Source organism: Bradyrhizobium sp. (assembly GCF_035570375.1).
Taxonomy (GTDB): Bacteria; Pseudomonadota; Alphaproteobacteria; order Rhizobiales; family Xanthobacteraceae; genus Bradyrhizobium.
This window is the reverse complement of the sequence record NZ_DATMLW010000004.1, coordinates 1-12,178: the sequence shown is the minus strand read 5'-3', so window position 1 is coordinate 12,178 and position 12,178 is coordinate 1. Positions and strand designations below refer to the sequence as shown.

Sequence of the window (12,178 nt, the reverse complement as noted above, 5' to 3'; positions counted from 1 at the left end):
GATCCCATGATGGAAGGGCCCTGGTGCCGATTCCGAAGAGAAGCGCGAGCCCGTGAGCGACATCGACATTGCAGTGGCGGATAGTCTGAAAGTGCTTGACCTCAAACGGCCGATTAGAGAAGCGACCTAATTGCTGCGCGGCCGCGAAATGACGCGATGGGCCAATATGCGACATCAGGCTAGGTATGCATCCCATCTAATCTTTGTACAATCGTATCTAAGTTGGATTGTGGGCCATGGTGCAGGAGCGGCCAGTCCAGGTCGAGCGCAGGCTGTCGGCGATATTGGCTGCTGACGTCGCTGGCTATTCTCGGCTTATGCACAGCGACGAAGAGGCTACGCACGCCAAACTGACCGCTCTCTAACAGGCTGCTCCGCCCGACGGTAGCGTCGGGCGGAGTCTAAGAATTGTCAGGACGTCCGATCCGATAGCCAACTGAAGAGACCTAGATCGATCGCTGCAATCGCGACGCGGTCAGCCGACCAAAGGTGAAGCTGTCGCTGCTCCCTAGTCCAAATCGCTTTAGCAGATGGCGAAGGCTGCGAGATCGCTATCTAAAGCGAGCGGTTGAACGCCAAGGTAAAGGAGCTCTATGACCATCTTGGCAAGTCAGCCCCTAGTTTGGACAAACTGTAGTTCACGTCAGCGCAGCTGGTCGAGCAACGCCTTTGCCTGCTTTAGATCTTGCGTTTCAAAGCCCTCGGTGAACCAAGCGTAGATGGGCGCGAGAAGATCGAGCGCTTCCTCGCGCCTGCCCTGATCGATCCACAGCGCGGCAAGGTCCATTGCAGCTCGAAGTTCAAGGGCTTTGGCGTGTTGGCTTCTTGCCGTGGTCAATGCCTGATCGAGCAGTGATTGCGCCTCGGTCTTGGCGTCTGGTGCGCCGCGGACGAGGAGCACGCGCGCCTTCAGTCGATACAATTCGGCCTCGAAGAATCGTTCGCTATTACGGGTGGTTGTAGCGAGGCCCTGCTCGATCGGTACCAGCGCAGCCTCGCATTCGTGGCTAAACAATAAGGCCGGAGACAAGAGCACGTACAGCGCCGTGATGCCGAGCTGGTAACCCGCGCCACGATATTCATCCATGGCAGTCCGGATTTCCTCGAGCGCGCTGAACGAAGGATCAAGCAAGGCCGCGCAGATCCCCCGCACCGCCCGTGTCAATCCGCGCCATTGCCGGAATCCATGTTCCTCCGACAAAGTGAGACAGCGTTCGGCATAGCCTCGCGCAGTCAGGAACTCGCCCCGAAAAGCGTGGAGAATGGACGCATAATAACACGCATACGCCTGCGAATGCGGATGACTGATGGCGTCGGCACGCTGAATGGCGGCGTCTATTCGTGCGAGTGCCGTATCGGCGTGGCCGAGCAGCGAGAGACCCCACGACATCAGGGCCAGGTCGGCCACGCCAGCATCCTGGCCGGCGGCACGCGCCGCCAATCTATCCTGCCCGCTGCTCGCCTCGAACGCTTCGAAGGCCCGCTCGATCACTTCGTGGGCACCGGTGAGACGTCCCATGAAAAGGCGAATCATCCCCTGCCCACGCATCGCGTTGAGCAATGCCGGTCGATCGCCACGCGCCTCGGCGAGTTGAAGCAAGGCCGCTACCATTTCATCGGCCACCGGCAACTCACCTCGAATGACGCTCGCGGTGGCCAACCAGAACATGACCTGGAGATGCTCCGGGGGATCTCCGAGGCGCTCGCACAACTCACGCGCACGAGCGAAGGTCGGCATCGCCTTGTTAGAGGCTGGTCCCTGGGTAGCAATCAGGCAGGGTCCCAGAGCGAGTTGGAAATCTAGCTCCAGCCGGTCCTTTCTTGCGCCGTCGGGCAAATGGCGCAAGGCCTCGATACCTCGCTGCGCGTGTGCGATGGCCTCAAGGTTGGCGGAGCGCATGGCGGCCTTCTTGCTGGCTTGCAGCCAATATCCCGCAGCCTTTTCGATCAATCCGGCCTCGGTGAGATGGTGCGCGAGAGTTTCGGGTTGAGCCTCTACAATTTCTGGGAACCGTTGCTCGAACGCGTCTGCGATCGTGGCATGCAGTCCTGCGCATCGGCTCTTTAGAAGTCCCGAGTAGGCAGCGTCTCGCACAAGCGCGTGCTTGAAAGTATAGACCGCGTGGGGTACCTGGCCTCGGCAGAATACCAGCTCCGACCGAACCAACTGGGCAAGCGCCTCCTCAAGTCTCTCCTTTGGCAACCCGGCTACGGTGCTCAGCAGTTCGTAGGAGAACTCGCGACCCACAACAGCGCCGATCTGAGCCACTTCCCTCACCGGCGCTAATCGGTCGAGCCTCGCCATCAGCGATGCGTTCAATGTCGTTGGAATCGCCATCGAGGGTAGCGGACCGCTGAGCACATAGTGGCCGTCCCGCTCCTGCAACAGCCCAGTTTCGAGCACGGCCTTGGTCAGTTCCTCGACGAACAGGGGCACGCCATCGGTACGGGCGAGGATCTGGTCCATCACCTCCTCCGGGAGCGTCTTGCCGGCCGTGACGCGCTCGATTAATGCCGCCCCCTCGTGCCGGCTCAGGCGCGTGAGCGGGACCGTCGTCACATGCGCATGACCTGGCCAGGGTGGCGTGAACTCTGGTCTCGCGGTGATGAGCAGCAACACCGGAAGCCGCTGTACTTGTTCCAAGGTACCCGTGAGCAGTTCCAGCGAGGTCGGGTCCGCCCAATGGACATCCTCAAAGATGATGAACACTGGTTGCTGCGCCGCCAAGCCATCGAGCTGAGCCGAAAGCGCCGCCAATGTCATCTCCTTAAGCTTCTGCGGGCTCAGCTCTGGCAGGCGGGAGCGGTCATTGGGTGGTAGCGACAGAAGGTTGGCCAGAGGTGCCACTACATGGTCCTTGTCAGCGCCGGACCGCACGAGCAGAGCCTCAAGCTTGGCGAACTTCTCCGCCGGCGAGTCGCTTCGCTCAAACCGAGCAGCCCGTTCGAGTTGGCCGATGAATGGATACAGCGCACTATTAGTGTGGTGCGCCGAGCAGAAATGGCGCAGCGTGATGTGTGGTTCGGCTTGGAGCCGCTCTTGAAGCGCCAGGGCAATGTGTGACTTACCGATACCCGGCTGTCCGGTCAGCACCACTACGCAGCCCTCACCATGCTTGGAATGCCGCCATCGACGCAAGAGCAGCTCGATCTCCTCGTCACGCCCGATTAGCGGTGTCAATCTGGTCTTGTGCTGCGCCTCGAAGCGGCTTTCCACTCCGCTTGCCCCCAGCACCTGCCACGCGGGTATTGGGTCCACCCATCCTTTAAGCGCAACAGGACCGAGATTGCGGTGTTCGAAATGCCCATCGGTGAGCCGGTGCGTACTCTCGGAGATCAGCACCGTACCGGGCTCGGCTAACGCCTGCAGGCGAGCAGCTAGGTTCGGTGTTTCACCAATGACCGCCTGCTCCCTAGCAGCGCCTTCGCCGGTCAAATCGCCCACGACCACCATACCGGTAGCGATGCCCACGCGAACCTGTAGCTCGGTGCCGATATCTGTCTGGAGGTTAGCCACGGCATCGACCAGCGCCAGCCCCGCGCGTGTCGCCTGCTCGGCATCATCCTCGTGCGCCTGGGGAAAGCCGAAATAGGCGAGTACGCCGTCCCCCATGTACCGCGCGATGACGCCCTCATTCCGGGCGATAACCTCCGCGATGCAGGCGTGATAGGCGCCGATTACCGCCCGCAAGTCCTCCGGATCAAGGCGGACCGAAAGTGCCGACGAGCCCACCAGATCGCAAAACATGACTGTAAGTTGACGCCGCTCGGCGCTGTCCCGCGGCGTCGGTTGGGTGCCCGGGGGTGTTGGTAGAACGTCTCCCTTAAGTTCTGCGATCGCGCGCAGCATCTTGCGCCGGTGCCCAAGCAGGACGCCGAGGTCCTTAAGATCCTGCTCCGTGAGATCGCGGACGATCGAGAGATCAATGGCGTTCTCGCCGAAGCGCTGGGCGTATTCTCCCAAGCCGATCGATGCTAGCCACTCTGCAATACCTGTCATGGCAAACCCTGGGGCTCACGGTGACAATAGCACGTTAGGGCTCACTGCGAGTTTCTCGCTTTTTGACATCTCGGACATAAAGTAACTTCGTTGCGACAATGCGCCTCATCCATCCCCAATGGCCAGTTCGCAACGAACACCGCCTACTTTTTCATTAATTCGCAATCAGCCGCGTCCAGGTCTGCCAAACTGGGCTTTTGGGACTTTCGATCCCTTGTATTGTGAAGAGAAGCGTGCGCAACTCGCACGGCTGCTGCCTAAGGGCGCAGGTCACCATAAGCAGGCGCGAACCAACGTGCCGGTTTTTGGGTGGAGACCGACATGGCCGGTGGAGGATCGTTTGACACGTTCCCCAAGTTGCTTCTGCGAAACGCTGCGCAGTTTGGTAGCCGTCCGGCGTTTCGGCATAAGGATCTTGGTATCTGGCAGACGTGGACCTGGACCGAGGTCACCGAGATCGTACGTGCATATGCCGCGGGCTTGCAGCGACTTGGATTGCAGCCAAGAGACACGATCGCCATCGTCGGTTCCAATCGGCCGAGGCTCTACTGGACCGTGATGGCAGCCCAGGCGCTGCGCGCGATTCCGGTTCCGGTCTATTCGGATGCCGTGGCTGACGAGCTTGCCCATGTCCTCGCTCACGCCGATGTAAAGTTCGTCGCCGCGCAAGATCAGGAGCAGGTCGATAAGGTTTTGTCCGTATCCGACCGGGTGCCGCATCTCCACAAGATTGTTTATGACGAGCCGCGCGGACTCCGTGACTACGATCACAGCCGATTGATCGCAATCCACAATGTCATCGAAGACGGTCGCGCCGCGCTTGCGTCCAACGCTAAGCTTGGCGGGCAGATCGATGAAATCATCCGGCAGGGTGAAGGTTCTGACATCTCGATTATCCTCTACACCTCGGGAACAACCGGCGCGTCGAAGGGCGTCATGCTGTCGGCGCGAGGCTGCATCGATGCTGCGACGGATACTGTCAGGTTCGATCGACTGACTGCGAACGACGTGGCGCTCGCCTACCTGCCGCTCGCCTGGGTGGGCGATCATTATCTCAACTATGCACAGGGCCTTGCCGCTGGATTCTGCATGGCGTGTCCCGAGAGCCGTGAAACGATCGAGCAGGATTTGCGCGAGATCGGACCAACCTTCTATTTCGCTCCACCGCGCGTTTTCGAAAGCATGCTGACGCGGATGATGATCCGCATGGAGGACGCTGCGGGCATCAAGCGGCTCATTTTCAAATATTTTCTCGGCATCGCGAGGCGATACGGCGAAGCGATTCTCACTGGAAAGCCCGTGCCATTGGCGGGATCCCTGCTCTATGCGCTCGGACGCTTGATGCTCTACGAGCCCCTTAAGAACGTTCTTGGCCTGTCTCGCGTGCGTGTTGCCTACACGGCCGGTGAGGCGATCGGACCGGATCTTTTCGCGTTTTACCGCTCGATCGGATTGAACCTGAAGCAACTCTATGGTCAGACCGAAGCATTTCTTTATGTTACCTGTCAGCCTGACGGCGAGATCTACTCCGATACGGTTGGCCCAGCGGCGCCGAACGTCAATATCCGCATTGCGGAGTCAGGGGAAGTGCAGTTCCGCTCACCCGGCATGTTTGTTGGGTATTTCAAGGATCAGGCGAAAACCGCGGAAACCATGACGTCCGACGGTTACGTCAAGACCGGCGATGCCGGTTTCTTCGACGAGAAGACGGGACATCTGAAAATCATCGATCGCGCGAAAGATGTCGGCCGGCTGGCTGACGGCACGATGTTTGCGCCGAAGTATCTCGAGAACAGATTGAAGTTCTTTCCCAACATCAAGGAAGCAGTCGCTTACGGCAACTCCAGGGAGTTCGTTTGCGCCATTCTTAATATCGACCCGGCCGCTGTGGCGAACTGGGCCGAACGTAACAACATCGCCTACGGTTCCTACCAGGAATTGGCTGGGCATCCGCGGGTCTACGACATGGTTGCGAAAGATGTTGCCGAGGTGAACCGGTCCCTCGCCGCGGAAAAGGTGCTGGCGGGCGCGCAGATTCGCCGCTTCCTCATTCTGCATAAGGAACTCGACGCAGACGATGGCGAATTGACCCGCACGCAGAAAGTTCGCCGCGGGTTCATTGCCGAGCGCTATGCATCACTGGTCACGGCTCTCTACAACGGTTCGCATGAAGCCGACATCTCCACCGAAGTCACTTTTGAGGATGGCCGCAAGGGTGTGATCGCAGCACGAGTGAAGATCCGCGACTTGCAAACAACTGGTTCGACGGCCTCTCTGGAGAAAGCCGCATGAGGGCGCCGGACACGAACGAAGTCCTGCTTCAGGTCGAGGGCGTCTCGCTGGCGTTTGGCGGCGTGAAAGCCCTGACGGACGTTTCGTTTGATATCAGGAAGCGCGAAATTCGCGCCATCATCGGACCGAACGGCGCCGGCAAAACTTCGATGCTCAACGTCATCAACGGTTTCTATCATCCTGATCATGGTGCCATCACCTTTAAGGGACGGACCCGCGCCAGGATGCAGCCTTTCGAGGCCTCCCGTGGCGGCATCGCGCGTACCTTTCAGAACGTCGCACTGTTCAAGGGGATGAGCGCACTCGACAATATTCTGGCTGGCCGCACATTGAAGATGCGCCGGGGCCTTCTGTGGCAGATGCTGCGTTACGGCCCTGCGCTGGCAGAGGAGATCGAGCATCGGCATCGGGTCGAGGAGATCATCGATTTTCTGGAGATTGAGGCGATCCGCAAGGTGCCGGTTGCGCGTTTGCCATATGGCCTGCAGAAACGCGTTGAACTCGGCCGCGCTCTTGCGATGGAGCCCGATCTTCTTCTCCTCGACGAGCCCATGGCAGGCATGAACCTCGAGGAGAAAGAAGACATGTCGCGGTTCATCATCGACGTGAACAATCATTACGGTACGACCATCGCGCTGATCGAGCACGACATGGCCGTGGTCATGGATCTCTCGCATCGCGTGGCGGTGCTCGATCATGGCTTGAAGATCGCCGACGGCACGCCGGATGCGGTCAAGAAGAACCAGGCCGTCATCGACGCCTATCTCGGCGTCGCACACTGAGGAGCATTGAGTGATCGCGTTGGGTCAATTTCTCGAAGTCCTTATCGGCGGATTGATGTCCGGCGTGCTGTATTCGCTGGTCGCGCTCGGCTTCGTGCTGATCTTCAAGGCATCCGGTGTCTTCAATTTTGCCCAGGGTGCAATGGTATTGCTCGCAGGGCTTGCGCTGGTTCGCTCGCTCGACCTCCTGGTGGCCAACGGCTTCCCGCTTTGGGCTGCGATCATCTTCGGCATCGGCTTCGCCGTCGTGATCATGGCGATAACGGCCTGGCTGATCGAGCGGTTCGCGATCGGGCCTCTTGTCAACCAGGACGCGCTCACGCTGTTCATGTCCACAATCGGCGTGACATTCATCCTCGAGGGCGCATCGCAGATGATCTTCGGTTCCGATGCTTACCCGTTGCGGCTGTTCCCGACGGACGCCTGGTTCCTGTTCGAAAGTCACTTTCCGGGTGGAATTCTGGTCAACGAGCTGGATATCTGGGGCGGCTTTATCGCCGGCATTCTGGTCGCCGGCCTCGCGATCTTCTTCCAGCGTACCAAGACCGGTCGCGCGCTCCGGGCTGTTGCCGACGACCACTTGGCCGCGCAGTCGGTCGGGATTCCAATCAGCTGGATCTGGTTCGTGGTCTGGCTTGTTGCCGGTCTCGTTGCGCTGGTTGCGGCGACTGTGTGGGGCACCAAGCTGGGCGTCCAGTTCTCCATCACTTTTCTCGCGTTGAAGGCCTTGCCGGTTCTGATCATTGGGGGCTTTACCTCCGTTCCAGGAGCCATTGTCGGCGGGCTCATGGTGGGTGCGGGCGAGAAGATCGCCGAGGTGTTCCTGGGGCCGTATATGGGGGGCGGTATCGAATATTGGTTCGCCTATGTGCTGGCATTGGCGGTGCTGCTCGTGCGGCCGCAGGGGCTGTTCGGCGAGCGGATCATCGAACGTATCTAAAACGAGGAGTGAGTTGTGCTTTATCGTGAGGCTGGCCAATTCAAGACGACCTACGCGGAGGATATGGCGATCTTCCCGATCCGTCAGGACCGCATAGCGCTCGCCATCTTGCTCGGTATCGCCTTCATTGGCGTGCCGCTGCTGGCTGCCTTCCATATTTGGCCGTTCGGCAGCGACTATCTGCTGCGCGCCATTCTACTGCCCTTCCTGATCCTCGCACTCGCCGCTATCGGCGTAAACATTCTCGTCGGCTATTGCGGCCAGATCTCGCTCGGCAGCGGCGCGTTCATGGCCATCGGCGCCTACTCTGCTTACAAGTTGGGGACCGGCGTTCATATTCCGCTCGCCTGGCTCGGCTTCGCGATTTCGATCCCGCCGTTGCCCGTGCTGTCGTCCATTTTGCTCGGCGGGCTGACGGCGGCGGCTGCCGGAATCCTCTTCGGTGTTCCCAGTCTACGGATCAAGGGCCTCTATCTGGCGGTTGCAACGCTGGCAGCGCAGTTCTTCTTCGACTGGGTGTTCCTGCGGGTGTCGTGGTTCACCAATTACGCGCCGTCAGGGTCGGTCAACGCACCAACGCTGAATTTCTTCGGTCTGGTCTTGGACACGCCGATCGAGCGCTATCTGCTGTGCCTGACCTTCGTAACGGTGTTCGCGGTTCTGGCGAAGAACCTCGTTCGCGGCAATCTCGGCAGACAATGGATGGCGATCCGCGACATGGACATCGCCGCCGAGCTGATCGGCATCCGGCCGCTCTACGCAAAGCTCACGGCTTTCGCAGTCTCTTCATTTATCATCGGCGTGGCGGGCGCACTCTGGGCGTTCGTCTATCTGGGCTCGTGGGAGCCGCTCGCGTTCTCGATCGACCGTTCGCTGCAGCTTCTGTTTATGGTGATCATCGGCGGGCTGGGATCGATCATGGGTTCGTTCCTAGGGGCGGCCTTTATCCTCATTCTGCCGATCGTGCTGAACTTGATTCCAACCCAGCTCGGCGTGGCGCTGTCGACGGAAACGATCACACACCTGGAGTTCATCATCTTCGGATCGTTGATCTGCTATCTTCTCATCAAGGAGCCGCAAGGGTTTGCCCGGCTCATATCGCTTGGCAAGGAGAAGCTCAGACTTTGGCCGTTTCCCTATTGAAGGGGCGCTCAGCGCCAAGGAAGCCGGAGATCGCACCGCGGAGCGGCGGTCGTTGGCAGAAGGAGCAAGGAAGCCCGCAAAACAAAACAAGACCCGTTACCGCAAAACCGGGTTGAACGAGGAGGACTGTCGATATGGCACGCAACAAAGTGAAACTGGCGGCAGCCATACTATCGGGCGTGGCGCTCGCCGCTCCGGCTGCAGCGCAGAACGAGCAGTTCATCCCGATTCTATCCTACCGGACGGGCGCGTACGCAGTGAATGGCGCGCCGTTCGCAAACGGCATGGCCGACTATTACAATCTGATCAATGAGCGCGACGGCGGCATCAACGGTGTCAAGCTTCTGGTCGAGGAATGCGAGACCGGCTACGCCACCGACAAGGGCGTTGAGTGTTACGAGCGTCTCAAGGGCAAGGGCCCAACCGGCGCGGCGTTCTTCAATCCGCTGTCGACCGGTATTACATTCGCCCTCACCGAAAAGACCGCGAGCGACAAGATCCCGATCATCACGATCGGCTATGGCCGCTCCGATTCCAAGAACGGAGCCGTGTTCCCGTACAATTTTCCGCTGCTCGGCACGTACTGGTCCGCGGCCGATATCGCGATCCAGCACGTCGCCAAGGAGCTCGGCGGCGTCGACAAGCTGAAAGGCAAGAAGATTTCGCTGGTCTATCACGACAGCCCGTACGGCAAGGAGCCGATCCCGATGCTGCAGGTGCTGGCGCAGAAATACGGCTTCGAGTTTACGCCGATCCCGGTCACGCACCCCGGTGTCGAACAGAAGTCGCAATGGCTGGCGATCCGCCAGAACCGGCCGGACTATGTTTTGCTCTGGGGCTGGGGCGTCATGAACGGTACGGCAATCAAGGAAGCGGCGGCTGTTGCCTATCCGCGCGACAGGATGATCGGTGTCTGGTGGTCGGGCGCAGAGCCGGATGTAACGCCCGCTGGCGATCAAGCCGCCGGCTACAAGGCGCTGATGCTTCAGCATGGCCCAGGCAAGTTCCCCGTGCATGCCGACGTGGAGAAGTACGTCTATGCAAAGGGCAAAGGTTTGTCGGAGCCTGGCAAGGTCGGCGAAGTTCTCTATAACCGCGGTTTGGTGAATGCGATGCTCGGCGTGGAGGCGATCCGCAAGGCGCAGGAAAAGTTCGGCAAGAAGCCGCTGACGGGCGAGCAGGTCCGTTGGGGTCTGGAGAACCTCAACATCTCCGATGCACGTCTCAAGGAACTCGGCTTCGATGGCATGTTGAAGCCGATCAAGATTTCCTGCTCCGACCACGAGGGCGCGCGCGAGGGGCGGGTACAACAGTGGGACGGCAAGGGCTGGAAAGTCATCTCCGATTGGTATACGGCCAACCAAATCATCACCGAGCCGCTCGTCGACGATGTTTCCGCGAAGTATGCCGCGGAGAAGAAGATTCAGCCGCGCGACTGCTCGAAAGAAAGCTGAACGCATCTCAGCGATCTGGGAGGAGCGTTCGCCTCCTCCGGATATCCCGAAAGCTGCAACTGTTTGGAGAGGGCTGCGTGTCAATCCCTAAAGCCGCCACGGCGACAGAAGCGGCAGCGCTGTTCCTGTCGGTCAACAATATCGAGGTTGTCTACAGTCACGTCATCCTCGTGTTGAAGGGTGTATCGCTGGCTGTGCCGCGGGGCGGAATTGTCGCGCTTCTCGGCGCCAATGGTGCGGGCAAGACAACGACGCTGAAGGCGGTCTCCAATCTGCTGCATGCAGAACGTGGCGAGGTCACCAAGGGCTCGATCCTGTTCGACGGCGTCGAAGTGCAGTCCCTGTCGCCAGACGATCTGGTGCGGCGCGGCTGCATTCAGGTGATGGAGGGGCGGCGTTGCTTCGCTCACCTTACTGTCGAAGAGAATCTCCTGACCGGCGCCTTCACGCGCAGGGATGGCAAGTCCGCGATCGCGCAGGATCTGGAGCGAGCCTATGCCTATTTCCCCCGTCTCAGGGAGCGGCGTGGTTCGACCGCCGGCTATACATCGGGCGGCGAACAGCAGATGTGCGTGATCGGCCGTGCGCTGATGTCGCGCCCGAAGATGATCCTGCTCGATGAGCCTTCGATGGGCCTCGCGCCGCAGATCGTCGAAGAGATCTTCGAGATCGTGAAGGATCTCAACCTCAAGGAAGGTGTCTCGTTTCTTCTCGCCGAGCAGAATACCAATATGGCGCTCAAATACGCCAGCTACGGATACATCCTCGAAAATGGTCGCGTGGTGATGGACGGCGAGGCGCGGGCGCTCGCCGCAAATGAGGACGTCAAGGAATTCTATCTTGGCATCGCCGGGGACAAGCGAAAATCATTCCGCGATGTGAAGCACTACAAGCGGCGCAAACGTTGGCTTGTTTAGGCGATGACACTGAGTGATCGGTCCGGAGCAGATGTAATGAAGCGTTTGCGCAGCTGCGCGCAACTGCTCGACCTCCCTTGTGCCTGTCGCAAATCAAATCCGGATATATTGGTGGTGCAGCCCGCCCAGGACCGGGCGGCAAAGAATGGCCCCGGCCAGTTTGACGGCGCGCGGGACCGGTGCATCTTTCTCCAGCGACATTTGCGATGTAACGTGCAGAAACAGAAAGACCGCCTCGCGGCCGTCTCTTCACGCACAGGTAGCGGATATCGTTGCGCACGCGACGTTACATGAAGCCGATCCCAGGGTCACGGGCGATGAGGCGGCGACTATAACGCACCACCGGCTCATCCGCCGGCGGGTTTCGTTTTGAGGGTAGTGGCGATGGTCATTATTCAACAACAAGGCGGATTTCGCACGAGCTACGACCCGGCAACCGGCAAGCTTGTGCGCATTGAATTGTGGGGACGACCAGAGAAACCGCCTCAATACAGTCTAGAGACATGGCCTGATGCTGAGAGTGCGGAAAAGGCATTCTGGGCCCGTGATGTCAAATGGCAGAAATGATGCCGCCATGAGTGCTGAAGGTCTGTTCCAAGTCGAGCCAGTCGAGTAGGGCCGCCTCGCTTCGTGCCGGGCGGCCCGGCTTT

The 12,178-nt window shown here is 59.7% G+C and carries 7 protein-coding genes; 6 read left to right on the top strand and 1 reads right to left on the bottom strand.

Annotation, left to right across the window (positions count from 1 at the left end; genetic code table 11):
* Positions 1 to 643: 643 nt before the first annotated feature.
* Positions 644 to 4,000 (bottom strand): AAA family ATPase, encoded by a 3,357-nt coding sequence (locus VNX23_RS00380; RefSeq protein ID WP_325626839.1) that lies wholly within the window; start codon positions 3,998 to 4,000, stop codon positions 644 to 646.
* A 321-nt stretch (positions 4,001 to 4,321) separates the two neighbouring features.
* On the opposite strand from VNX23_RS00380, the gene VNX23_RS00375 reads away from it, so the two are divergent.
* From VNX23_RS00375 to VNX23_RS00350, 6 genes are all read left to right on the top strand, one after another.
* Positions 4,322 to 6,292, top strand: coding sequence for an AMP-binding protein (locus tag VNX23_RS00375; RefSeq protein WP_325626837.1), 1,971 nt, complete (start codon positions 4,322 to 4,324; stop codon positions 6,290 to 6,292).
* Positions 6,289 to 7,074 (top strand): ABC transporter ATP-binding protein, encoded by a 786-nt coding sequence (locus tag VNX23_RS00370; RefSeq protein WP_325626835.1) that lies wholly within the window; start codon positions 6,289 to 6,291, stop codon positions 7,072 to 7,074. The genes VNX23_RS00375 and VNX23_RS00370 overlap by 4 nt, the downstream gene beginning before the upstream one ends.
* A 55-nt stretch (positions 7,075 to 7,129) precedes the next feature.
* Positions 7,130 to 8,014: a branched-chain amino acid ABC transporter permease gene (locus tag VNX23_RS00365; protein ID WP_414642922.1), complete on the top strand. Its 885-nt coding sequence runs from the start codon at positions 7,130 to 7,132 to the stop codon at positions 8,012 to 8,014.
* A 15-nt stretch (positions 8,015 to 8,029) separates the two neighbouring features.
* Positions 8,030 to 9,157, top strand: coding sequence for a branched-chain amino acid ABC transporter permease (locus VNX23_RS00360; RefSeq protein WP_325626831.1), 1,128 nt, complete (start codon positions 8,030 to 8,032; stop codon positions 9,155 to 9,157).
* A 134-nt stretch (positions 9,158 to 9,291) separates the two neighbouring features.
* Positions 9,292 to 10,611 (top strand): ABC transporter substrate-binding protein, encoded by a 1,320-nt coding sequence (locus VNX23_RS00355; RefSeq protein ID WP_325626829.1) that lies wholly within the window; start codon positions 9,292 to 9,294, stop codon positions 10,609 to 10,611.
* 83 nt (positions 10,612 to 10,694) lie between these two features.
* The gene (locus VNX23_RS00350) at positions 10,695 to 11,528 is read left to right on the top strand and encodes an ABC transporter ATP-binding protein (RefSeq protein WP_325626841.1); all 834 of its coding nucleotides are present in this window, start codon (positions 10,695 to 10,697) and stop codon (positions 11,526 to 11,528) included.
* Positions 11,529 to 12,178: the final 650 nt, after the last annotated feature.

Coding starts and splice junctions, on each gene's coding strand:
- VNX23_RS00380 (WP_325626839.1), bottom strand. CDS start 4,000: ATGACAGGTATTGCAGAGTGGCTAGCATCGATCGGCTTGGGAGAATAC.
- VNX23_RS00375 (WP_325626837.1), top strand. CDS start 4,322: ATGGCCGGTGGAGGATCGTTTGACACGTTCCCCAAGTTGCTTCTGCGA.
- VNX23_RS00370 (WP_325626835.1), top strand. CDS start 6,289: ATGAGGGCGCCGGACACGAACGAAGTCCTGCTTCAGGTCGAGGGCGTC.
- VNX23_RS00365 (WP_414642922.1), top strand. CDS start 7,130: ATGTCCGGCGTGCTGTATTCGCTGGTCGCGCTCGGCTTCGTGCTGATC.
- VNX23_RS00355 (WP_325626829.1), top strand. CDS start 9,292: ATGGCACGCAACAAAGTGAAACTGGCGGCAGCCATACTATCGGGCGTG.